A 23,713-nucleotide genomic window follows, 5' to 3' on the forward strand; every position below is an offset into this window, starting at 1 on the left:
GGAATCAATCGCCGATGCTGGAAAAGGTACTCATCGCCAATCGCGGGGAAATCGCCCTGCGTATCCTCCGCGCCTGCCGGGAACTCGGTATCCGCACCGTGGCCGTCCACTCCACGGCAGACCGGGACCTCAAACACGTACGCCTGGCCGACGAAACCGTCTGTATCGGCTCGGCCAGCTCCGCCGAGAGCTATCTCAACATCCCCGCTATCATCAGCGCGGCCGAAGTCACCGCAGCCGACGCCATCCACCCCGGCTACGGCTTCCTCTCCGAGAATGCCGACTTTGCCGAGCGAGTGGAGCGCAGCGGCTTTACCTTCATCGGGCCGCGCGCGGACACGATCCGCCTGATGGGCGACAAGGTCTCCGCCATCAAGGCCATGAAGGATTCCGGCATCCCCTGTGTGCCCGGCTCCGACGGCCCGCTGGACGACGACGAGGCGCGCAATCTCTTTCTGGCGCGGGAAATCGGCTACCCGGTGATCATCAAGGCAGCCGGCGGCGGCGGCGGCCGCGGCATGCGGGTAGTGCACAAGGAAGCCGATCTGCTCGGTGCCATCTCGGTGACCCGCAACGAGGCCCGTAATGCCTTCGGGAACGCCACCGTGTACATGGAGAAGTTCCTGGTCAATCCACGACATGTGGAGATCCAGGTGCTGGCCGATACTCACGGCGACGCCATTCATCTGGGAGAACGCGACTGCTCCATGCAGCGCCGACACCAGAAGGTGATCGAGGAAAGCCCGGCTCCCGGCATTACCGAGGAGCAGCGCAATTTCATCGGCAACCGCTGCGCCGAAGCCTGCCGGAAGATCAACTATCGGGGCGCGGGGACTTTCGAGTTTCTGTACGAGGACGGGGAATTCTATTTCATCGAGATGAACACCCGCATTCAGGTGGAGCATCCGGTCACGGAAATGGTGACCGGCGTGGATCTGGTGAAGGAACAGATCAACGTTGCCGGCGGCGAGCCTCTGGCCTACCGCCAGGAGGACATCCGCCTGCGCGGTCACGCAATCGAGTGCCGCATCAACGCCGAGGACCCGCGCAAGTTCATTCCGTCTCCCGGCAAGATCACCCAGTACCACGCGCCCGGCGGCCCGGGCATTCGCGTGGATTCGCACATTTATTCCGGGTATGCCGTGCCGCCCTACTACGACTCGATGATCGGCAAGGTCATTGCCTTCGGCGACACCAGGGAGTCCGCCATTGCGCGCATGCGCACGGCGCTCTCCGAGATCGTCATCGAGGGCATCAAGACCAACATCACCCTGCACCAGGATATTCTCGCCGACCCCAACTTCCAGAAGGGCGGCACCAACATTCATTATCTGGAGCACAAACTGTCGCAGCAGTAGGTGCTCCATTGGTTCGGCCTGTCTCGCGGTGACGACGTCTTGTCTTGACGCTCCCGAGCCCGTGTAATAGCGCCATCCCGGCACCAGGAGCCGTTGCTGACGCGCTGCGACCGGGCCCATCAGAATCAATGGGAGATGCAGAATGTTGCCATGCCCGGCACCGATCCAGCGCCGCCTGACCCAAGGCACCTATCGCCGACTTGCCGCCGCCACCCTGGCGGCGGCGCTGCTTGCCGCACCAGCCGCACAATCCGTCGAACTGGAAATCGCGTTGAGCGATGAAATGTTCGAAGGGCTTGTTTCCAGCCAGACCGCCCGCAGCGGCGACCAGGGCGTGCAGGTAGGGGGCGGTGCGCTCTACAACGACGAGCGCGACTTGCTGGGGACGCTCTTCCTGCAAGTGAACAATCGGGCGGAAGGCCGCTGGCAGCCCTTTACCTTCGGAGTCGGCACCCGACTCTGGGGTGCGTCACTGGAGCGGCCGGACGAATCCGTCTTTGCACTGGCGCTCGGCGGCTCCATCGGCATCGGTATTCCGGCGCAGATCCCCATGGCCGTGACGTTTCAGGGCCATGCTTCCCCCAACATCACCACGTCCGGTGACGCCGATCGGATGACCGAGGGCATGGTGCGCTTCGAAGCGGAGATCATTCGCGGCGCCCACGCGTTTGTCGGCTATCGGCAGATCAAGGTCAAATCCAGAGAATATCGGGACGTGCGGATCGACGACGGCTTCCACGCCGGCATCCGCCTCCGCTTCTGATCCGGCACCCTCCAAGGTGCCTTGCGGTTGGCTCTGTCGGGTGGGGGATGGGGCTTTCTCTGCGGGACCGTCAGCGGCATGGACGCCGCTGTCGAGCCTACAGGGACGTATTTACGGCGTGTCCCGCAGAGAAAGCCCCATCCCCCACCCGACAGAGCCAACCGCCCATCAGGATCAGCGCAACAGCATATTGACCGCGACGAACACCAGGAAGGCCGCAAACAGCATCCGCAACACCTTCTGAGGCAGGGTCTGCGCCAGTTTTGCCCCCAGCGGCGCGATCACGAAGCCTGCCAGCCCAACCCAGAATACTGCCGGCCAATAGATGAAACCGGTGGACCAGGCAGGTAGCTCGGCGCGTCCCCAGCCCGTCAGCAGAAAACCGACCATGCCGGCAATGGCGATGGGCAAGCCACAGGCGGCGGCCGTGCCAACGGCACGGCGCATCTCGAGGCCACAGCGTGCAAGGAAAGGCACGGTCATGGCGCCGCCACCGATTCCGACCAGGGAGGACAGGACACCGATCGCCGCACCAACTCCGAACATGCCGGGCAGACCCGGCATGGGCGCCGTCTTCTTCGGCTTGAACTGCAGGATGATCTGTACGGCCAGTAGCAGAAGGAAAATCGCGAAACCGATCCGGAATGCGGCGAATGACAATTGCGCCGCAACCACGGCACCCAGCAGGGCGCCGGCCACGATACCCGGCGCCAGCCGCCCCATGGCCCCCCATTCCACGTTGCCGTAACGGGCGTGCGCGCGCACCGAGGAGACGGCGGTTATGGAAATGACAGCCAGTGAACTGCCCACGGCCAGCTGCATCATCACGGCCTGATCCACGCCGATGGCGGTATAGAGGATCAGCAGGATCGGCACGATAACCACACCACCTCCGATCCCGAACAGGCCCGACAACAAGCCGGATACCGTACCCAGTACCAGGTAAGGCAGGATGGATTCGATTTGCAAGGATCTACCCCCGAAGCACAGACTGCGATTGGACGGCGTCTCCTTCGCCTGCCGCGGGCATCATACTGTTATTTCAATCTCATCGCTTACAATGGGCGCCTGATTCACAGTACGACGATAGGTTAACTTCCATGCGCATGGAGAGAGTCTGCATACTCGGCGGCAGCGGTTTCATCGGCCGCAACCTGGCAAACCGCCTGCTGGAACACAACATCGCAGCCCGCGTGGCCACGCGCCGACGCGAGCGCAGCCGCCACCTGCTGATTATTCCCCGGCTCGAGCTGATCGAGGCGGACGTCTACAACGAGGATGCCCTGACCAGGCTGTTGGCCGGGGCGGATGCGGTGATCAACCTGGTTGGCATTCTCAATGAAAAGGGCTCCGATGGCAGCGGCTTCCGCCGCGCCCACGTGGAACTGACGGAAATCGTGCTTCGCGCCTGCGCCCGGGCCGGCATCCGCCGCTATGTGCATATGGGCGCCCTGGGGGCGGATGCCGACAACGGTCCAAGCCACTACCAGCGCACCAAGGGCGAGGCCGAACGCCTCGTGCTGTCGGCCCAGAGCCCGGAGCTTGATGTCACCGTGTTCCGCCCGTCCGTGGTATTCGGCCCGGAAGACAGCTTTTTCAATCGCTTCGCCGGGCTGCTGCGAATCGCGCCCGGCGCGTTCCCGCTGCCCACGCCCTACGCCCGCTTCCAGCCGGTGTTCGTCGGCGACGTGGCCGAAGCCTTTGTGCGCAGCCTCACCAACGAGACCACCTTCGGCAAATCCCTCGACCTGGTGGGGCCGCAACGCTACACCTTGCTTGAACTGGTGCGCTATGTCGCAACCGTGGCCGGGCTACGGCGCAAGATCATTCCCTGCCCGGACTGGATGTCGCGATTGCAGGCGCGGGTCATGGGAATGGTGCCCACCAAGCCGTTTTCCATGGACAACTACCTGTCGGCGACCGTGGATAACATCTCGGACCACAATGCACTGCCCGCCCTGGGTATTCATCCGACGGCGGTGGAGGCCGTGGTGCCAGGCTATCTGTCCGGGGGTGGTCGGGGTCACCGCGGCGACTATGACGGATACCGCCGCCTGGCACGACGATGAGCCGGGACGCCGCCATCGCGGGCCTCGAGGTCTACCTGGTGGGCGGTGCCGTCCGCGACCGTCTTCTGGACCGCCCGGTCACCGAGCGCGACTGGGTGGTTGTGGGCGCAACACCTGAGGACATGGAGCGCCGGGGGTTCCGGCCGGTGGGCAAGGATTTTCCGGTTTTCCTGCATCCGCAAACCCATGAGGAATTCGCACTGGCCCGCACGGAGCGCAAGACGGCTCCCGGCTATCACGGCTTCACGGTCCACGCCGCACCGGATGTAACACTGGAACAGGATCTGGGTCGGCGTGACCTTACCGTCAACGCCATGGCCGAGACCCCCGAGGGAGAGCTGGTCGACCCCTTCAACGGCATGGCCGACCTCAGGTCACGCCAACTGCGCCACGTTTCCGAAGCCTTTCGGGAAGACCCGGTGCGGATCCTGCGTCTGGCGCGTTTCGCGGCGCGTTACGCACCACTGGGCTTCGCGCCTGCCGAGGACACCATGGCGCTATGCCGAGAGATGGTGGAAGCCGGCGAGGTGGATGCCCTGGTCCCGGAACGGGTCTGGCAGGAATGGAGCAAGGCACTGGGCGAGGCGGCACCGGCGGTGTTCATCCAGGTGCTGCGTGACTGCGGCGCGCTGGCCAGGTTGCTGCCGGAGATTGATCGCCTGTTCGGCATTCCGCAACCGGAGAAGCACCACCCGGAAATCGACACGGGGGTGCACACCTTGATGGTGCTGGAGCAGGCGGCACGTCTGACCGACGACAACGAAGTCCGTTTCGCGGCGTTATTGCACGATCTGGGCAAGGGGACCACGCCGCAAGAGCAATGGCCGCGCCACATCGGCCACGAGCAACGGGGCGTGAAGCTGGTTCGCCAGGTCTGCGAGCGCTATCGCGTCCCCAATGATCATCGCGAGCTGGCGGTGATCACCAGCCGCTATCATCTGCTCTGCCATCAGGCGCGGGAACTGCGCCCGGAGACCGTACTGTCCCTGCTTGAACGCACCGATGCGTTTCGCCGCCCCGAGCGGTTTCGGAAATTCCTGCTGGCCTGCGAGGCCGATGCACGGGGAAGGACCGGGCTGGAGGATCGGGATTACCCGCAAAGGCCGCTGCTAGAGCGGTGCCACGCCGTGGCAGCAGGTATCGGCGGGGCCGAATTCGCCGCCCAGGGACTGAAAGGAAAGGCCATCGCACAAGCGGTCTCGGCGGCCCGCACGAAAGCCATCAGCGCGCAACTCTAGACTTTCTCCGCTTCGCGGCCGGCGAGCCGATAAAGCGTAATAGCGCCACTCAGCCCGCGTATTTCGGCCTTCCTGGGATCGATACAGGACAGTTCCGGGTGGGTATCCAGCCTCTGGCGCACCGCATCGGACACCACGATATCCATGGGTCGCGCGTAGCCGCAGAGTCGGGCCGCCAGGTTCACAGTGTTGCCGATCACGGTGTAATCGAGATGCTCGCCGGTGCCGATATTGCCGGCCACCACCGGCCCCACATGAATGCCAATCCCCATGGGCACCGCCATGTCGGCACCGGTTGCCTGTAATTCCTGGTTGGTCTGCATGATGTCCAGAGCACAGGCGCATGCATTACCGACCATCTCCGCGCTGTCGAACACGGCCATGATCCCGTCACCACCGAACTTGTCCACGTAGCCGCCATGGGCGTAGACAGCTTCCACCTGCAGGCCAAGGTGGCGGCTGACAGTGGCGAACAGCACATCGGCGGGAATCGTCCGGGACAGGGCCGTAAAGCCACGGATGTCCGAAAACAGGATGCAGACCTCCTGCTCCTGCGGCGCGGGCAGGCCACCATCGGGCTGCGCCCGCTGCAGCAACTGTCGCAGCCTTGGCGATACGTAACGGGCCAGGTTGGCCCGCACCCGCTCAAGCTCGCGGGCGTACTCGGCCTTCTCCAGCAGATTGAATAGCCGGGCCTGGAGGACAACCATCTCCAGGGGGCGCCTCAGCACATCGTCACAGCCAACGCGAAATGCCGCCTTCCACAGATCCCGATTCTCACTTGCGGTGACGCAAAGCAGGGGCGACATGTAGTAGCCCGGCTCACCGCGCAGCGCCTCGCAGGTAGCAATAGCAGCCTGTTCATCACGCTGGGCGACGATGAAACCATCCACCTGCTGGGTGCGCAGCAGCCGCTGCGCGGCCTGAAGATCACCACAGGGCACGATGCCGAGCCCCGCCGGCTCCAGATCGCCACGAATCTCGGCAACGGAAGCGGGATCGTCATCCACCAGCAGTATGTGTCGATCAACCACCCTGTCGGTTTCCCCCCACCTGCGACCGTATACCCGACGCCACTGTCATAGTCGGTTGACATGATTATACGTTGAAAAGCCTGTCAGTCCCGGATCGCCGCCTTTGGCAAAACCAAGCACCCGAAACCGCTCACCCATCTCGCCTGGCAACAGCAGCGTCTTCGCCTGCTGCGCCAGTTCCAGCTGCCGAGCCGGCTCCTGCGCCATCCGCGCCTGCAGGATGTCGGTCACACCGGCACCCATCAGATAATGCGCCTGGGTGGCAAACCCCAGCAGCTCGGCGCCGGCCGACACCGCCGCTTCGGCAGCAGCCGTGAAATCCACGTGGGCAGTGATGTCCTGCAGGCCGGGCAGCATGAACGGGTCGTCATGGGCCCGATGTCGATAGTGGCATCGCAGCGTGCCACGGCGGCGCTCGGCCAGATAGTACTCGCCACGCGGATAGCCATAGTCGACCAATAATGCGGCACCAAAATCAAGCACTTCGGCAATGGATGCAACCCACGGCGGCAATTGGGGGCACCATTCGGACTCGTATCCCGCGGGAAAACGGTCTCCGGCTTCCCGCTCCAGTGTGTCGACGACGGTGTTGGCGGCGGGGGTTGCCCTGCCTTGCCATTGGAAACCGTCACCGTCGCGAACCACCCCCAATTCGACCACGCCATCCGTTTCGCGGCGAAAGCGTTTCACCGGCAGGGCATCGGCAACCTCATTGGCCAGCACCAGGCCCCTGATCGGCTCGTCCGGCAGACGGTCAAGCCAGCTCACCCGGCGTCGCACCTCCAACGGCAGCGTCGCGAGCGTCGCCGCCTGGCGGTCCCGCAGATCGGCACTGCGCTCCAGGAGCAGATAGCGCGCCGGCAAGGCATCCAGGCGATGCAATTCCTGCAACAGATCTCGCGCCAGGAGGCCATCCCCAGGGCCGAACTCGAGAATCGTGTCTCCGCCCTGCCGGAGCAGGCGCCGCGCTTCGGCCGCCAGCGTCCAGGCGAACAATGGTGACACCATGGGCGAAGTGATGAAATCACCGGCAGCGCCGAACTTCGTTGCACCGGCAGCGTAATAGCCAAGCCCGGGGGTGTAGAGCGCGGTTTCCATCCAGGCATCGAAGGCCAGCCAGCCGCCGCCGGCGTCGATCTGCTGCTGCTGATGGGCAACCAGGTCCCGGCTGATCGCAAGCGCGTCGGGATCCGGCGCAGGAAACCCCTCGGGCAGGCTGAAGGGATCAGTCATCGCCACCATCCGCCAGTGCCAGCTGCACCGTTTCCATGGGTGGGTAACCCCAGGCCACCTCACACTCGCGCCACAGGGCCCGGTAGTGCTGTCCGGTTTCCGGATGAACGTCGTCACCGGCAATATCCGCCAGCGGCCGCAGCACGAAGGCATAGCGGAGGATTTCGTCTCTCGGAATCACCAGTCGCCCCAGACGCAGGACGGCGTCCCCGTAGGTCAGGATGTCGATATCCAGGGTCCGGGAGGCAAATTTCGGCCCCTGGCGGAGACGGCCATGGGCATCCTCCAGGGCGCGCAGGCGCTCGGCGAGGTCCAGTGGCGTCAGCTCGGTATCGAGCCCTACCACCAGATTCAGGAAATCATCGCCGGAGAAGCCGACAGCGGGATTGCGGTAAACCGGGGACACGATGAGCTGGCCGAAATCCGAGCGCAGCGCCGCAACCGCCGAGCGCACATTGTGCGTGGGCTCCACATTGCTGCCAATGCTCAGGTAGACGCGGACAACACTCATCCAGGCTGGCCCCGCTCAATGACGACGCCCACTGCAGCGGCGCCGGCAACCGCGCCGGGCTTGCTGACGCGCAGGCGCAGCCAGGCTACGCCGAACTCCTCGCGCAACGTGTCAGCCATCCGCTCGGCCAGCGTCTCCAGCAGGTGGCAGCTCTCCGCGGCAGCCAGGGACTGCACCCGGGCCGCTACGGCAGCGTAATCCAGGGCTTCGGACAGATCATCGTCGGCCGCGGCGGCTGCCGTATTCCACGCCAGATCCAGATCGATGGTCAGCCGCTGTTTCAGCCGGCGCTCCCAGGCGTGTACGCCGATGATCGACTCGACGCCGAGCGCGCGGATGAACACGGTATCCATGGGTGTCTCCCTAAGCCGCCCAGTGGCGCGATCATACCCGTCGATGGAAGCATCCGGCCAGCCGACCACAACGCCGCGCCTTGACCCGTCGGGATCGGCCCCGTTCAATACGCCCATGCTTATCGATATTGTGCTGCTGATCACCGCCTACCTGGTCGGCTCCATCTCCACCGCCGTGGTGGTCTGCAAGATGATGGGGCTACCGGATCCACGCCAGCAGGGTTCCGGGAACCCGGGCGCGACCAATGTGCTGCGGATGAGTGGCAAAAAACCGGCGGCGCTGACCCTGGCAGGGGATTTTCTGAAGGGGACACTGCCGGTGGTGCTGGCCGCTGTTGCCGGCCGGAGCCCGGAAACCATGGCTTTGTGTGGCCTGGCAGCCTTTCTCGGCCACCTGTATCCGGTGTTCTTCGGCTTCAAGGGAGGCAAGGGCGTTGCCACCGGACTCGGGGTACTGCTGGCCTGGTCCTGGCTCGGGCTGCTGGCCACCGGTGCCACCTGGCTGATCGTCGCGTTCCTGTTCCGCTTCTCATCCCTGGCAGCGCTCACCAGTTTCCTGCTGGCCCCCATCTACATGGTGCTCTTCGGGGCACCCACTGCCCTGGTACTGGGCATGGCTGCCATCACGGCACTGACCTACTGGCGCCACCGGAGCAACATTCGCAACCTGCTCAACGGCACCGAGGGCAAGATCGGCACTCCCAAGAGCTGAATCAGGCGGCGACCGGCGGCTCCAGTGTCTCAAGCGGCCAGCGCGCCACCACGTCAAATGCCGGCCCGGATTGCTCCCCCGCCTCGAGCCGCAGGGCGCCGGCATGGGCTACCATGGCGCCGTTGTCGGTGCACAGTTCGAACCGCGGGTAATAGGTCTCTGCGCCCGCCTGGGCGGCAACCTCGCCGAGTCGCTCGCGCAGGGCACGGTTGGCGCCCACGCCTCCCGACACCACAAGGCCCTTCACGCCGGTCTGCTCCAGCGCCCGGCGACACTTGATGGCCAGCGTATCCACGACGGCATCCTGAAACGCCCGGGCGATATCGGCGGCAGCATCGTCTCCTTCTCGCAGGACGGTATTGCGGGTATAGGTCTTGAGCCCGCTGAAGCTGAGATCAAGCCCTGGGCGATCGGTCATGGGCCGCGGAAAGCGGAATCGCGTCGGATCACCGTCCCGGGCAAGACGCTCCAGCGCCGGCCCGCCCGGATAAGGCAGTTGCAACAGCTTCGCTGTCTTGTCGAAGGCTTCCCCGGCGGCATCGTCAACCGACTGGCCCAGCAGGCGATAACGGCCCAGGCCCGCGACCAGTACCAGCATGGTGTGGCCGCCTGACACCAGCAGTGCAACAAACGGATACGCGGGTTTCCGCGCCTCCAGCATGGGCGCCAGCAGATGCGCTTCCATGTGGTGCACGCCAAGCGCGGGTATATCCAGGCCCCAGGCAAGCGAGCGGGCCACCCCGGCGCCAACCAAAAGCGCCCCGACCAGGCCGGGCCCGCGGGTATAGGCCACTCCATCCAGTTGCCGGCGATCCAGCCCGGCATCGGCAAGCACGCCGTTGATCATGGGTGCGAGCTTGCGCACATGATCACGGGACGCCAACTCAGGGACTACGCCCCCATAGCGGGCATGCAGCGCCACCTGGCTATGCACGGCGTGCGCCAGCAGGCCCTCCCGGGTGCAATAGATCGCCACCCCGGTCTCGTCGCATGACGTCTCGATGCCAAGCACACGCATGGTCGAAAAGTCTCCTGGATAATTAAAAGAGCGCATAAGTGTAACCGGCGCGCAGTCCGCCGGGCACCTCGCGCTTGTATTGGGGCAGGCGCATCGCTAGAATATCGCGCCCACAGTCTACAACCGCTATTGCGGGTGACACACTCAGTCAGGAAGGTGATTAGCTGCATGCCGAGCGTCAAGGTACGGGAAAACGAGCACTTCGAAGTCGCGCTGCGCCGCTTCAAGCGGTCCTGTGAAAAGGCCGGCGTTCTCTCCGAGATTCGTCGTCGCGAACACTACGAGAAGCCGACCCAGGTGCGCAAGCGCAAGCAGGCGGCTGCCGTCAAGCGTCACATGAAGCGCCTGTCCCGCGAGCAGCAACGCCGCGAACGACTTTACTGAGTCGAGCGTCGGCATGAGCAACGAGTCGCTCAAGGGCCGCATACTCGAAGCGGTCAAGCAGGCCATGCGCGCGGGCGAGAAACAGCGCCTGGGTACCCTGCGACTGCTGACTGCCGCCATCAAGCAGCGGGAAGTGGACGAGCGAATCGAGCTATCCGACGATGACGTCGTGGCCCTCCTGAGCAAGCAGGTCAAGCAGCGCCAGGAATCCATCGCCCAGTACGAGCAGGCCAGCCGCAGTGATCTTGCGGAGAAAGAACAGGCCGAAATCGTCATCATCCAGGAATTCCTGCCCCAGCCCCTGAGCGACGACGAAATCAACGCACTCATTGAAGAAGCGCTGCAGGAAACCGGTGCTGATTCAGTGCGCGACATGGGCAAGGTGATGGCCGTTCTCCGGCCGAAGCTGCAGGGTCGCGCCGACATGGGTGCGGCCAGCGGTCGCGTCAAGCAGCGCCTGAGCTGACGCTCGCAGCAATCTATCGCCCGGCGTCGCTGTCTGCCCATGAGGCAGTGTGTACAGACTCGCCCATCTGAAGGGGGTGTCGATGGCTGGCCTCATCCCGCAACCATTCATAGATGAACTGATCGCGCGTAGCGACATCGTGGATGTCATCGGGAGCCGGCTGGACCTCAAGAAGGCCGGTGCCAACTATCAGGCACTCTGCCCGTTCCACTCGGAAAAGACCCCCTCGTTTACCGTCAGCCCCAGCAAGCAGTTCTATCACTGCTTCGGATGCGGGGCCAACGGGACCGCGCTGCGCTTCCTGATGGAGTACGACCGACTCGAATTTCCCGAGGCGGTGGAAGTGCTGGCGCGGCAGCTGGGCATGGAGATTCCCCGGGAGGCCCGACCGCGGGAGGCGCATGACAGTGGCGATCTCTACGACGCCCTGGCAGAGGCAGACAAGCTCTACCGCAATTGGCTGCGCCGCCATCCACAGCGGCAGAGAGCCATCGACTATCTGCGCGGCCGGGGACTCAGTGGCGAAATCGCCGCAGACTACGGCATCGGTTTTGCGCCTCCGGGCTGGGATAACCTCCTCAAGTCGCTGGAGCATCTGGCTGGCCCGCTGCACAAATCGGGCATGCTCATCAGCCGCGACAATGGCGGCCAGTACGATCGATTCCGCGACCGGATCATGTTTCCGATCCGGGATCGTCGCGGCAGGGTCATCGCTTTCGGTGGCCGCGTGCTCGACAACGGCGAGCCCAAGTACCTGAACTCGCCGGAGACCCCGGTTTTTCACAAGGGCCGCGAGCTCTACGGCCTGCATGAGTGCCTTCAAGCCCAGCGCAAACCCGCCGATATTCTGGTTGTCGAAGGCTATATGGACGTGGTTGCGTTGGCACAGCACGATTTTCGGAACGCGGTGGCAACCCTGGGGACGGCTACCAGCACGCAGCACGTGGAACGTCTGTTTCAGACCACCACCGATGTCGTGTTCTGTTTCGATGGTGACCGTGCCGGCCGTCAGGCGGCTTGGCGAGCCCTGGAAAGCGCCCTGCCAGCCATGCGCGACCGGCGCCAGGCACGCTTTCTGTTCCTTCCCGACGGCGAGGATCCGGACAGCCTGGTTCGGCACAGTCGCGACGCGTTCGTCGAGCTGCTCGGCGACGCGCTGCCGCTGTCAGAGTTCCTGTTCAGGGAACTGGCCGGGGAATCGGACCTCAAGAGCATGGATGGCCGGGCGCGCATTGCCGAGACGGCGGCACCGCTGATTGCGCGCATTCCACCCGGCGTGTTTCGCGATCTGATGATCGATGAGCTATCCAGTCTGGCAAAGGTCGACCGCGCCCATGTGGAGGCGGTCATGGCTGGCGACAAGCCCACCACACCAGCGGAAAAGGCGCCCGCCCGGCCGGCCAGGGTCAAGACGCAGCGGCGCACATTGATTCGGGTGGCGGTGGCATTACTGCTGGAACGACCTACACTGGCCGAGAGTGCCTTGCCTCCGGAACTGGTCGCGCAACTGTCATTACCCGGGGCGGATCTGTTGGCGGAAATCATTGAAATCCTGCAGCAGGAGCCCCATCTGAGTTCAGGTGCGTTGCTCGAGCGTTTCCGCGATTCCCCCCATGAGGCAGCGCTCTGGAAACTGGCCACTTGGGATCATATGACGCCAAGCGACGGGGTCGAAGCAGAGTTCGTCGGGGCCATGGAACACCTGGAAACATTGCTTGCACGCCAGCGCTTGCAATACTTACAGGGTCAATTGGAAAAGGGGAATCTGACCCCCGAAGAGCATCAGGAATGGCTTGCCCTGCTAAAGGCGAAGGGCATGTCCAGATGACCGGCGCTGGAAAAGCAGCGCGCAGGCACTATAATGGCCGGTTCTTTGAAACCGGCCAGTCGCCATTCACCGGCCTCTCAGGTAGAGCGGTATGAATCAAGACCAACAGTCACAGATTAAACAATTGATCGCCAAAGGCAAAGAGCAGGGGTTCCTGACCTATGCCGAAGTGAACGATCACCTGCCCGACGATATCGTCGATCCGGAACAGATCGAGGATATCATCGGGATGATCAACGACATGGGCATCACCGTCCATGAAGTTGCGCCCGATTCCGATTCTCTCCTGCTCAACGACTCGGCGGTGACCACCGACGACGAGGATGCTGCCGAGGAGGCCGCGGCCGCCCTGGCTGCAGTTGATGCCGAATTCGGCCGCACCACCGACCCGGTGCGCATGTACATGCGCGAGATGGGAACGGTGGAGTTGCTGACCCGTGAAGGCGAGATCCACCTTGCCAAGCGCATCGAGGAGGGCCTGGACCAGGTTGTAACCGCCCTGGCCGCGTATCCCGAATCCGCCCAACTGCTGCTTGGCGAGTATGCCCGCGCCGAGAACGAGGAGATGCGACTCAGCGACCTGGTCGCCAGCTTCCGCGATCTCTCCGAAGGCGATGGAGCCGCCGGCAACAACGACAACAACGACAACAACAACCAGTCCGCCAACGCATCGTCGGATGACGACAGCGATAGCGACAGCGATGACGATGATGACGACACGCCGTCGCCAGATACCGGGCCGGATCCGGAACAGGCACGGGAAGTCTTCCTGCGGATGCAGGAACTCTATGACGAAACCCAGGACATGCTCGCCAAGCATGGCGGCAGCAGCAAGCAGGTGAAGGAACTGCGCGCCGAGATGGCGACGCTGTTCCTGAGCATGAAGCTCACACCGCGCGTGCTCGAGGGCCTGGTGGGTCAGTTGCGGCGGGCGGTCGAGGGGATTCGCCGCCAGGAACGCACGGTCATGGAGGCCTGCGTCAAGAAGGCCGGCATGCCGCGCAAGACGTTCCTGAAGGTCTTCCCCGGCAACGAGGCCAACACCGAGTGGTTCGAAGGCCTGGCGAAGGGTGGCGAATCCTACGCCGACAAGTTGGGCGAGCAGCGCGAGCGGGTGCGCTACGCGCAGGATCAGCTGGCGTCCTTGCAGGATCGCACCGGCCTGAACATCGCCGAGATCAAGGAAATCAACCGCAAGATGTCCATTGGCGAGGCCAAGGCACGGCGGGCAAAAAAGGAAATGGTCGAGGCCAACCTGCGGCTGGTGATCTCCATCGCCAAGAAGTACACGAACCGTGGCCTGCAGTTCCTGGACCTGATCCAGGAGGGCAACATCGGCCTGATGAAGGCCGTGGACAAGTTCGAATACCGTCGCGGCTACAAGTTCTCGACCTACGCCACCTGGTGGATCCGGCAGGCCATCACCCGCTCCATCGCGGACCAGGCCCGCACCATCCGTATTCCGGTGCACATGATCGAGACCATCAACAAGCTGAACCGCATTTCCCGGCAGATGCTGCAGGAAATGGGTCGGGAAGCCACGCCGGAAGAACTGGCCGAGCGCATGGACATGCCCGAGGACAAGGTGCGCAAGGTACTCAAGATCGCCAAGGAGCCGATCTCCATGGAGACGCCCATTGGCGACGACGAGGACAGCCACCTGGGCGACTTCATCGAGGACCTGATGGTCATGTCACCGGTGGATTCCGCCACCCGTGAAGGCCTGAAGGAAGCGGTACGCGGCGTACTTGGCGGGCTCACCCCGCGGGAAGCCAAGGTACTGCGGATGCGCTTTGGCATCGACATGAACACCGACCACACCCTGGAAGAGGTGGGCAAGCAGTTCGACGTCACCCGCGAGCGCATCCGGCAGATCGAGGCCAAGGCCCTGCGCAAGCTGCGCCACCCCACCCGGTCGGAGTCGTTGCGCAGCTTCCTCGACGAGTAGGCAGCACGGCTCGACACCTCCCCGAAAAGGCGCCTGCGGGCGCCTTTTTGCTGTGCGAGGTCTGTTTCCCTGCGGCATGACGCTTTCTGAATCCTCGCTGTCGCTTTTCCGCGCTCCCCCCTTCAGTGCCGTCGCTATCCTAGCCGCAGTTGTCAGGCCGCAGCCTGACGCAGCCACAAACGGCGCAGCCGGGGGCCAGCATGAGCACGCAATCCATCCACGATACCGCCATCGTCGTCGACGGTCTGATCATTGCCAAATGGGGTCGTGACCTGTTCGAAGACATGCGCCGCGGCGGCATCACCGCCGCCAATTGCACCGTCTCGGTGTGGGAGGACTTCCAGGCCACCGTCGACAACATCGTCATGGTCAATGGCCTGCTCCGGGACAACGCCGACCTGGTTCGCCCGGTGCGCAGCACCCGGGATATCGTCGCCGCCAAGGAAGAAGGCCGCACCGGCATACTCCTGGGCTTTCAGAACGCCCATGCCTACGAAGACCAGATCGGTTACGTGGAGATCTTCAAGCAGCTCGGCGTGGGCATCGTGCAACTCTGCTACAACACCCAGAACCTGGTGGGCACCGGCTGCTACGAGCGCGACGGTGGGCTCTCCGGCTTCGGCCGGGAGATCGTCGCCGAGATGAACCGCGTCGGCGTCATGTGCGACCTCTCCCACGTGGGCTCGAAGACGTCCGAGGAAGTGATCCTGGAGTCGAAAAAACCGGTCTGCTACTCCCACTGCCTGCCCTCCGGGCTCAAGGAGCATCCCCGCAACAAGTCCGACGAGGAACTGCGCTTTATCGCCGAGCACGGCGGCTTCATCGGCGTGACCATGTTCACCCCGTTCCTGAAGAACGGCGTCAATTCCACCATCGACGACTACTGCGAGGCCATCGAGTACGTGATGGATATCGCCGGCGAGGACAGCGTCGGCATCGGCACCGATTTCACCCAGGGGCAGGACGCCCAGTTCTTCGAGTGGCTGACCCATGACAAGGGCTACGCCCGCCGCCTCACCCGCTTTGGCGAAATCATCAACCCCAAGGGTATTCGCACCATCGGCGACTTCCCCAACCTCACCGAGGCGCTGATGCGCCGGGGCATGAGCGAGCGGGTGACGCGCAAGGTCATGGGCGAGAACTGGGTGAGGGTCCTGCGCGACGTCTGGGGCGAGTGATGGACCGGGGGGCGGGTTCTTCGGGTGAACGGATTGCGGACACGCCGTGAACCCATCCATGGGGGCTCGACAGCGGCATCCCTGCCGCTGACGGTCCGCAACCCGTTCCCCCGAAGAACCTGCAACCCGTGGTGCCCGCAGCCGTCGGCTTCGACTGAGAGATGAAGATGATGACCACCCACCCCCCAGAATTGCCCATCACCGTCGATAGCGAGACCGGTGTCTGGACCACCGACGCGCTGCCCATGCTGTATGTGCCGCGGCACTTTTTCATTAACAACCACAAGGCCGTGGAAGAGGCCCTGGGGCCGGAGCACTACGCCGACATTCTTTACGACGCTGGCTACAAGTCGGCCTGGCACTGGTGTGAGAAGGAAGCGGCCCTGCACGGCCTGGAGGGCGTAGCCGTATTTGCCCACTACATGAAGCGCCTCTCCCAGCGTGGCTGGGGCCTCTTCGAGATCGAGCACATCGATCTCGATTCCGGTAGCGCCGAGATCTGCCTGCGCCACAGTGCCTTCGTCTACGAGTACGGCAAGGCGGGCCGCAAGGTGGACTACATGTTCACCGGCTGGTTCGCCGGTGCCATGGACCAGATCCTCGCGGCCCAGGGTAGCCCGCTGCGTACCGTGTCCGAGCAGGTCCGCAGCGCCGCCGAGCCCGGCTGCGACACGGGGCTTTTCCGGGTGCGGCCACGGGAGGCGATGACATGACGGCGAAGGTTTGGTGCAAGGCCTTTTGTGAGGGGATGGCATGTCTCCCATGGACTCGCCGTGAATACGTCCGTGTAGGCTCGACAGCGGCGTCCCTGCCGCTGACGGTCCATGGGAGACACGCCACCCCCTCACAAAAGGCTGCCAACCGAGACGGCCTGCGCACGCGCTGGGTGGCGATGGGCCGGCGGGTGTTGCTGTTGCGGACCGTCAGCGGCAGGGATGCCGCTGTCGAGCCCCCATGGATGGGTTTACGGCGTGTCCGCAACAGCAACACCCGCCGGCCCATCACCACCCCGATCGAAGCCGCCACGCGACCGCGCCACGGAGCCTGACATGAGCCAGTTCGACGCCCTGTTCCAGCCCATCGACATCGGCAAGCTCACCATCCGCAACCGGGTGGTGAGCACCGCCCATGCCGAGGTATACGCCACCGATGGCGGCATGACCACGGAGCGCTACGTGCGCTACTACGAGGAAAAAGCCAAGGGCGGTTGCGGCTTGTGTATCTGTGGGGGGTCGTCGCCCGTCTCCATCGACAGCCCCCAGGCCTGGTGGAGCTCGGTAAACCTGGCCACCGACGCTGTGATCCCGCACTTGCAGAACCTCTCCGAGGCAGTGCACCGGCACGGCGGCAGGATACTCATCCAGATCACCCACATGGGTCGCCGCTCCCGCTGGGACGGTCACGACTGGCCGCAACTGCTGTCCCCCTCGGGCATCCGCGAGCCGGTGCACCGGTCTACCTGCAAGACCATCGAAGAAGAAGAAATCCAGCGCATCATCGGCGACTTTGCCCAGGCCGCGCGGCGGGTCAAGGAAGGCGGGCTGGACGGGGTGGAACTCTCCTGCGTCCACCAGCACCTGATCGACCAGTTCTGGAGCCCCCGGGTCAACAAGCGCAATGATCAGTGGGGCGGCAGCTTCGAGAACCGCATGCGTTTCGGCATGGAGGTGCTCAACGCCGTGCGGGCCGAAGTGGGTGACGACTTCGTGGTGGGCATGCGCATCTGCGGCGACGAGTTCCACCCGGACGGCCTCACCCACGACGACATGAAGCAGATCGCCGCCTACTACGACGCCACAGGCAAGGTGGACTACTTCGGCGTGGTGGGCTCCGGCTGCGATACCCACAATACGCTTGCCAACGTCATCCCCAACATGAGCTACCCACCGGAGCCCTTCCTGCATCTGGCGGCCGGCATCAAGGAGGTAGTGAACGTCCCGGTGATCCACGCCCAGAACATCAAGGACCCCAACCAGGCCAACCGTATTCTGGAAGGCGGCTATGTCGACCTGGTGGGCATGACCCGGGCACAGATCGCCGACCCCCACTTCGTCAACAAGGTGCGCGACGGCCAGGTGGACCGCATACGCCAGTGCGTCGGCGCCAACTACTGCATCGACCGGCAGTACCAGGGGCTGGACGTACTCTGCGTGCAGAACGCCGCTACCTCCCGGGAATACATGGGGCTGCCCCACATCGTGGTCAAGAGCAGCGCCACGGCGCGCCGCGTGGTGGTAGTAGGCGGCGGCCCCGGCGGGCTGGAGGCGGCGCGAGTCGCCGCGGAGCGGGGCCATCACGTCATCCTGCTGGAAATGAGTGACCGACTGGGCGGGCAGATCAGCCTTGCCGCCCAGGCACCGCAGCGCGACCAGATCGCCGGAATCACCCGCTGGTACCAGCTGGAACTGGAGCGACTCAAGGTGGACCTGCGCTTCGAGACACCCGGCACCGAGGCGCTTATCCACGACCTGCAGCCTGATGTGGTGATCCTCGCCACCGGCGGCCAACCGTTCCTGTCCCAGGTGCCGGCCTGGGGTGCCGAGGAAGGACTGGTGGTCAGTACCTGGGACGTACTCAGTGGCCGCAGCGCGCCCGCCGACAATGTGCTGGTCTACGACAGCATCTGCGAGTTCGCCGGGGTGTCCGCTGCCGATTACCTGGCCGCCAAGGGTGCAAAGGTGGAAATCGTCACCGATGACATCAAGCCCGGCGCCGCCGTGGGCGGCACCACCTTCCCCACCTTCTACCGCAGTCTTTACGAAAAGCAGGTGATCATGACGCCGGACCTGGCCCTGCACAGCGTCTACCGTGAGGGGCAGAAGCTCATCGCCGTGCTGGAAAACGAGTACACCGGCGGTCACGAGGAGCGGGTGGTGGACCAGATCGTGGTGGAAAACGGCGTGCGCCCCGATGAGGCGCTCTACTACGCATTGAAGGCCCAGTCACGCAACCACGGGCAAGTAGACCTGGAGGCGCTCTACGCCGCCCGGCCGCAGCCCTGCCTTGAGGCGGGGGACGGTGGCGGCTTCGCCCTGTTTCGCATCGGCGACTGCGCGGCACCGCGCAACATCCACGCCGCCATCTACGATGCGCTACGCATCTGCAAGGATTTCTGACCGTGCTCGCCGGCGCCCTTTCATTGCTGGTGCTGGCGGCTATTGCCCTGGCGCTGATCGGTGCATGGCGGCGCGTGCGGCTATGGCGTCAGGGTCGGCCGGAAGCCGTGGACGTGGTGGGCGGCCTGCTGGCACTGCCCCGGCGCTACCTGGTGGATCTCCATCACGTGGTGGCGCGGGACCGCTATATCGCCAACAGCCACGTCGCCACCGCCGGTGGCTTCGTCGCCGCGGCACTACTGGTTGTCCTGGTATTCGGACTGGGGCTTGAAGCACGGCTGCTTGGCTGGGCACTGCTGGCTGCCACCGCCACCATGGCGGCAGGCGCCGTGTTCGTAGCCCTGCGCCGCCGCAATCCACCCGCAAGACTTTCTCGCGGCCCATGGATGCGGCTGCCGGCCAGTCTGCTGGCCTTTTCCCTGGGCTTTTTCCTCCTCACCCTGCCGGCAGCGGGTGTTGTTTCCCCTGCAGTCGGCGGCTGGTTGGTGGCGGGCCTGCTGTTTCTGGTGGTGGCCTGGGGGCTCACGGAACTGTTTGTGGGGATGACCTGGGGCGGGCCCATGAAGCACGCCTTTGCCGGCGCCGCCCATCTGGCCTTTCACCGCCGTCCGGAGCGCTTTGGCGGCGGTCATTCCACAGCGATCAGGCCGCTGGATTTGACAGCCACGGATGCGCCCCTCGGCGTGGGCCGGCCGGCAGACTTCACCTGGACGCAGCTACTCGGCTTCGATGCCTGTGTGCAGTGCGGGCGCTGCGAGGCGGCCTGCCCTGCCTTTGCCGCCGGTCAGCCCCTGAACCCAAAAAAACTGGTGCAGGACCTGGTGGTGGGCATGACCGGCGGCAGCGACGCCGGCTATCGGGGCAGCTCCTACCCGGGCGTCGCGGTCGGTCAGCATTCCGGCGGCCCCGGCAAACCTATTTTCGACATGGCCAATGGCGGTTTACTGGAACCGGACACGCTGTGGTCCTGCACAACCTGCCGCGCCTGCGTGGAAGAGTGCCCGATGATGATCGAGCACGTGGACGCCATCATCGACATGCGGCGCCATCTCACCCTGGAGCATGGCGCGACGCCGAACAAGGGTGCGGAGGTACTGGAAAACCTGGCCAGTACCGACAACCCGGGAGGCTATACACCGGAAGCGCGTATGCACTGGGCCGCCGACCAGAACCTGCCATGCATCGGCGAGCGCGGTGCCGCCGAGGTGCTGCTGTGGCTCGGTGATGGCGCCTTCGACCTGCGCAATCAGCGCACCCTGCGGGCGCTAGTGAAGATCCTCCGCGCCGCCGACGTGGACTTCGCCGTGCTTGGCGTGGAGGAGCGGGACAGCGGCGACGTCGCCCGCCGCCTCGGCGACGAGGCTACCTTCCAGGAGCTGGCGAGGCAGAACATCGCCACCCTGGGCCGCTACCACTTCCAGCGCATCGTGACCTGCGACCCCCACAGCCTGCATGTGCTGCGCAACGAATATCCCGCCTTGGGCGGCCACTACACGGTGAGCCACCACACCGGCTACATCCAGGAACTGCTGGAGGCGGGGCGGTTGCGGCTCAGCCAATCCGGAGAAAGCGGCGTTACCTACCACGACCCCTGTTACCTGGGGCGCTACAACCGCGAATACGATGCCCCCCGGGCCGTACTCGCTGCCATCGGTGTGGACGTGCAGGAGATGCAGCGCAGCCGTTTCCGCTCCCGCTGCTGCGGCGGTGGCGGCGGCGCGCCCATCACCGACATTCCCGGCAAGCAGCGCATTCCGGACATGCGCATGACCGACGCCCGCGACAGCGGCGCTCAAGTGGTGGCCGTGGCATGCCCCGGTTGCACCACCATGCTGGAAGGCGTTGTGGAACCCCGCCCTGAGGTTCGGGATATCGCCGAACTGGTGGCGGACTGCCTGCCCGCAGTGGATGCCGCACGCACCCGGCCACGTCGCGAGCAGGAGGAATTGCTGGCATGAACAGGACCATTCGCCGCGACCCTCGCCGGGAGTGGATCGCCCGTAATCGGCTGCACCCCGAACATACCGGCTCCATGGATGAGACCGCTCACCCCGATTGCTGGATGAGCCCGGGCGGCGTGTTACGTCGCGACCCCCACGCGGTTGGCTTTATCGGTGCCAACGGCCTGCGCCGCATCGACCGCAGCGGCACGCAACAGGGTGCGCGCGCGGGGCAAGGCACCGCCGTCAGCCCCGAGTACCAGCGCCGAGTGGTTGCCATACCGTCAGATGCGCCGGTGATCGCCGTGGTGCCGGATCTGCCCGGCGGCCGACTCTCAAGCCACGACCGCGATGTACTCGGCCTGGCCCGGCAACTGGCCGGCGACAGTCACGCCGTACTGGCCGTGGTCTTCGGCCAGCCAAGGGAAGCCGGGTTTGGCGATGCCGGCGTGGATCGCCTGCTGCATATGGATGGCGAGCGGGAACAGGGCTATGCGCCAGAAGCACGGCTTACCGCCCTCGCGGCGGTGGAGCGTCACTATCAACCCCGGCATTGGCTGCTACCGGACTCCAGACTCGGAGGCGGTGAACTGGGTCGACGCCTGGCCGCGCGCTTGCGTGAGCGCCCCGCCACCCGGGTATGGCAGGTGGTGGATGGCCAGTGCATGCAACGCACCGGTAGCGGGCAGCTGGACCTGCGCGGGCCCTGTCCGCGTATCCTGCTGGCCGCCGAAGAGTGCGCCGACCCCGTGCTGGACACCAACCATGCTGCCGAGCCAGTGCATTTGAATCAGGAATCTGTCAGCGCCTACGCGCGGCTGGAAGACCTGGGCTTGGTCGCGGTTGATCCGGCGGCCATCCCCCTGGCAGAAGCCGAGTTCGTCCTCTCCGGCGGCAACGGTGTACAGGACTGGGAGCAGTTCCATGCCCTCGCCCGGGTTCTGGGGGCTACGGAAGGGGCATCCCGGGTCGCCGTGGACGACGGCCACATGCCCCGGGATCGCCAGGTGGGCGCCAGCGGCACCTGGGTCAGCGCCCGCGTGTACATCGCCGTTGGCATTTCCGGGGCGGTCCAGCACCTGCAGGGCATCCAGACCTGCGACAAGGTGGTGGCCATCAGCAACGATCCCGGCTGCGACATGGTCAAGCGGGCGGATCTCTCCGTGATCGGCGATGCGGGCGCCATCCTGGCAGCGCTGATCCTGCGTGCCGACCACTACCGCCGGGGGGCGCAAAGCGATGCCGCCTGAGACGCCCCACACAACACCGGCGATACCCGTGACCGTCCTGGTCTCTCTCGGCCTGCATCCCCGCTCGGGCCGTCCACGGCGCGCCAGCCAGGACGCCCGCGCGCTGGAGCTGACCCTGCGGGAAGCGACCTGCGAGCCGACCGTCGTCCATGCCGGTCGACTCGACGAGGAGACCGAACCCGCGTTACGCAAGTACCTCGGCATGGGCGTGCCTGGGCTGACGTTGTTGCAGCAAACCGACGACGCCGATGCCGTCCCCGCATTGCTCGAGCATTTGCGGGCCCGCCCCCCGTGCATGGTGGTAACCGGCATGCATGCCGAGCGTGGTGAAGGCTCCGGGCTGCTGCCGTACCTGCTGGCAGAGTGCATGGGCTGGCCACTGGTCACCGGTGTGGCGGTGCTCGAATCGGTAACGGCGGAGTCGCTCACCGTGCTGCAGGCACTGCCTCGCGGTCAGCGGCGGCGGCTCAGGGTCAGGCTGCCCTGCGTTGTCACCGTGGACGAGGCGGCACCGTCCCCGCGGCAGAGCGCCTTCGGGCCTGCCCGGCGAGGCACGTTTGACGTCATCGAAGTGACATCAAAGCCCGATACCATGCACGCGTCGATAGAGACAACGCCTGCACGGAAGCGGCCCAAAAGGCTCAAGATGATCCGCGCAGCGTCGGCTCGCGACCGCTTCAAGGCAGCCGCCGCGAAAGCCGAGGGTACCGGAGGGCGGATTTTGACGGACGTCTCACCTGCACAGGGTGCCGACGCAATTCTTGAGTTGCTTCGCGATGAAGGCGTACTACGCTGAAAAGGCCTGGGGAGGTCTTGCAGCGCCTGTAAACAAACGAGCGCCGCCGCATAGAGGGTATGGCCCATGATGATCGTTGACCTGATTGACCAGGACGACTTCCGCGAGCGGCTGGTGCGCATGGGCGTACAAGTCCCCGCCGGCGCTGCACCGGACGAGGCCGCACGGATGGTGCTGCAGGCTCACGCCGTACAGCCCATTCCCGCCTTCGAGGATACGGTCAAGGATCTCATGACCCATTTCGACGTCATGCTGCCCACGGTGCGGGCTGCCATCGAAGAGCACCTCCTCACGAGCATGCGCTAGCCGAATCGGTGCGTTACGCGCTGCGCGCTAACACACCCTACAGTTTGCCGTGGCCGGCCGAAGCCCGCCGTAGGGTGCTGTTAGGCCGAAGGCCGTAACGCACCGATTCAGCGGTGGCCATGCCCGCTCCAAGCCAATGGCACAAACGGCTGTCGAGCCCCCAGGGAGGGGTTTACGGCGTGTCCATGAGCGGCGTACCCGACAGCCGTTCC

The 23,713-nt window shown here is 64.8% G+C and carries 22 protein-coding genes; 16 read left to right on the plus strand and 6 right to left on the minus strand.

Annotation, left to right across the window (positions count from 1 at the left end):
• The first annotated feature begins 14 nt into the window (after window positions 1-14).
• Together accC and J2T57_RS01410 are read left to right on the plus strand one after the other, a co-directional pair.
• Window positions 15-1,358 carry an acetyl-CoA carboxylase biotin carboxylase subunit gene (accC, locus tag J2T57_RS01405; RefSeq protein WP_253473111.1) on the plus strand — a complete coding sequence of 448 codons (1,344 nt, stop codon included), beginning with the start codon at window positions 15-17 and terminating at the stop codon, window positions 1,356-1,358.
• Between the two features lie 142 nt (window positions 1,359-1,500).
• On the plus strand, window positions 1,501-2,121 hold the full coding sequence (locus J2T57_RS01410; RefSeq protein ID WP_253473114.1) for a YfaZ family outer membrane protein: 621 nt from the start codon (window positions 1,501-1,503) through the stop codon (window positions 2,119-2,121).
• 174 nt (window positions 2,122-2,295) lie between these two features.
• On the opposite strand, the gene J2T57_RS01415 is transcribed toward J2T57_RS01410, so the two are convergent.
• Window positions 2,296-3,090 carry a sulfite exporter TauE/SafE family protein gene (locus J2T57_RS01415; protein ID WP_253473117.1) on the minus strand — a complete coding sequence of 265 codons (795 nt, stop codon included), beginning with the start codon at window positions 3,088-3,090 and terminating at the stop codon, window positions 2,296-2,298.
• Between the two features lie 131 nt (window positions 3,091-3,221).
• Here J2T57_RS01415 and J2T57_RS01420 point away from each other — a divergent pair, with 131 nt between their 5' ends.
• Window positions 3,222-4,190, plus strand: a complete 969-nt coding sequence (locus tag J2T57_RS01420) for a complex I NDUFA9 subunit family protein (RefSeq protein ID WP_253473120.1) — start codon at window positions 3,222-3,224, stop codon at window positions 4,188-4,190.
• The gene (locus tag J2T57_RS01425; RefSeq protein ID WP_253473123.1) at window positions 4,187-5,428 is read left to right on the plus strand and encodes a multifunctional CCA addition/repair protein; all 1,242 of its coding nucleotides are present in this window, start codon (window positions 4,187-4,189) and stop codon (window positions 5,426-5,428) included. The genes J2T57_RS01420 and J2T57_RS01425 overlap by 4 nt, the downstream gene beginning before the upstream one ends.
• Here J2T57_RS01425 and J2T57_RS01430 read toward each other — a convergent pair.
• From J2T57_RS01430 to folB, 4 genes are read right to left on the minus strand one after another with little or no spacing between them, the layout of a single operon-like run.
• A complete protein-coding gene (locus J2T57_RS01430; RefSeq protein ID WP_253473126.1) occupies window positions 5,425-6,462 on the minus strand; it encodes an adenylate/guanylate cyclase domain-containing protein in 1,038 nt (345 codons plus the stop codon). The two genes, J2T57_RS01425 and J2T57_RS01430, sit on opposite strands and share 4 nt — an antisense overlap.
• A gap of 45 nt (window positions 6,463-6,507) precedes the next feature.
• Window positions 6,508-7,695, minus strand: coding sequence for a class I SAM-dependent methyltransferase (locus J2T57_RS01435; RefSeq protein WP_253473129.1), 1,188 nt, complete (start codon window positions 7,693-7,695; stop codon window positions 6,508-6,510).
• Complete coding sequence (gene folK / locus J2T57_RS01440) at window positions 7,688-8,206, minus strand: 2-amino-4-hydroxy-6-hydroxymethyldihydropteridine diphosphokinase (protein WP_253473132.1); 519 nt, start codon at window positions 8,204-8,206, stop codon at window positions 7,688-7,690. Before folK ends, J2T57_RS01435 begins: the two co-directional genes overlap by 8 nt.
• Entirely contained in the window at window positions 8,203-8,559 is a 357-nt protein-coding gene (gene folB / locus J2T57_RS01445; protein ID WP_253473135.1) for a dihydroneopterin aldolase, read from the minus strand. The genes folK and folB overlap by 4 nt, the downstream gene beginning before the upstream one ends.
• Window positions 8,560-8,674: 115 nt before the next feature.
• Here folB and plsY point away from each other — a divergent pair, with 115 nt between their 5' ends.
• Complete coding sequence (gene plsY / locus J2T57_RS01450; RefSeq protein WP_253473138.1) at window positions 8,675-9,271, plus strand: glycerol-3-phosphate 1-O-acyltransferase PlsY; 597 nt, start codon at window positions 8,675-8,677, stop codon at window positions 9,269-9,271.
• Window position 9,272: 1 nt separating this feature from the next.
• Here the strand turns inward: plsY and tsaD are convergent, their stop codons facing one another.
• Window positions 9,273-10,289, minus strand: a complete 1,017-nt coding sequence (tsaD, locus tag J2T57_RS01455; RefSeq protein WP_253473141.1) for a tRNA (adenosine(37)-N6)-threonylcarbamoyltransferase complex transferase subunit TsaD — start codon at window positions 10,287-10,289, stop codon at window positions 9,273-9,275.
• Between the two features lie 168 nt (window positions 10,290-10,457).
• Here tsaD and rpsU point away from each other — a divergent pair, with 168 nt between their 5' ends.
• The 11 genes from rpsU (at window position 10,458) to J2T57_RS01510 (ending at window position 23,501) form a co-directional block, all read left to right on the plus strand.
• A complete protein-coding gene (rpsU, locus tag J2T57_RS01460) occupies window positions 10,458-10,673 on the plus strand; it encodes a 30S ribosomal protein S21 (protein ID WP_253473144.1) in 216 nt (71 codons plus the stop codon).
• 13 nt (window positions 10,674-10,686) lie between these two features.
• Window positions 10,687-11,139, plus strand: a complete 453-nt coding sequence (locus J2T57_RS01465) for a GatB/YqeY domain-containing protein (protein ID WP_253473147.1) — start codon at window positions 10,687-10,689, stop codon at window positions 11,137-11,139.
• Between the two features lie 82 nt (window positions 11,140-11,221).
• Window positions 11,222-12,967, plus strand: a complete 1,746-nt coding sequence (dnaG, locus tag J2T57_RS01470; RefSeq protein ID WP_253473149.1) for a DNA primase — start codon at window positions 11,222-11,224, stop codon at window positions 12,965-12,967.
• A 91-nt stretch (window positions 12,968-13,058) separates the two neighbouring features.
• Complete coding sequence (gene rpoD, locus J2T57_RS01475) at window positions 13,059-14,915, plus strand: RNA polymerase sigma factor RpoD (RefSeq protein WP_253473152.1); 1,857 nt, start codon at window positions 13,059-13,061, stop codon at window positions 14,913-14,915.
• A gap of 200 nt (window positions 14,916-15,115) precedes the next feature.
• The gene (locus tag J2T57_RS01480) at window positions 15,116-16,093 is read left to right on the plus strand and encodes a dipeptidase (protein WP_253473155.1); all 978 of its coding nucleotides are present in this window, start codon (window positions 15,116-15,118) and stop codon (window positions 16,091-16,093) included.
• Window positions 16,094-16,254: 161 nt separating this feature from the next.
• Window positions 16,255-16,806: a 4-vinyl reductase gene (locus J2T57_RS01485; RefSeq protein WP_253473158.1), complete on the plus strand. Its 552-nt coding sequence runs from the start codon at window positions 16,255-16,257 to the stop codon at window positions 16,804-16,806.
• Between the two features lie 336 nt (window positions 16,807-17,142).
• Window positions 17,143-19,209, plus strand: a complete 2,067-nt coding sequence (locus J2T57_RS01490; protein ID WP_253473161.1) for an NADH:flavin oxidoreductase — start codon at window positions 17,143-17,145, stop codon at window positions 19,207-19,209.
• A 2-nt stretch (window positions 19,210-19,211) separates the two neighbouring features.
• Window positions 19,212-21,167 carry a (Fe-S)-binding protein gene (locus J2T57_RS01495; protein WP_366519053.1) on the plus strand — a complete coding sequence of 652 codons (1,956 nt, stop codon included), beginning with the start codon at window positions 19,212-19,214 and terminating at the stop codon, window positions 21,165-21,167.
• Window positions 21,164-22,399: an electron transfer flavoprotein subunit alpha gene (gene etfA, locus J2T57_RS01500; RefSeq protein WP_253473164.1), complete on the plus strand. Its 1,236-nt coding sequence runs from the start codon at window positions 21,164-21,166 to the stop codon at window positions 22,397-22,399. Before J2T57_RS01495 ends, etfA begins: the two co-directional genes overlap by 4 nt.
• Window positions 22,389-23,195 (plus strand): electron transfer flavoprotein subunit beta, encoded by an 807-nt coding sequence (gene etfB, locus J2T57_RS01505; protein ID WP_253473167.1) that lies wholly within the window; start codon window positions 22,389-22,391, stop codon window positions 23,193-23,195. Before etfA ends, etfB begins: the two co-directional genes overlap by 11 nt.
• A gap of 66 nt (window positions 23,196-23,261) precedes the next feature.
• Complete coding sequence (locus J2T57_RS01510) at window positions 23,262-23,501, plus strand: hypothetical protein (RefSeq protein ID WP_253473171.1); 240 nt, start codon at window positions 23,262-23,264, stop codon at window positions 23,499-23,501.
• The last annotated feature ends 212 nt before the right edge of the window (window positions 23,502-23,713 follow it).

Origin of the sequence: Natronocella acetinitrilica, from assembly GCF_024170285.1 — a bacterium.
Lineage (GTDB): Bacteria > Pseudomonadota > Gammaproteobacteria > Nitrococcales > Aquisalimonadaceae > Natronocella > Natronocella acetinitrilica.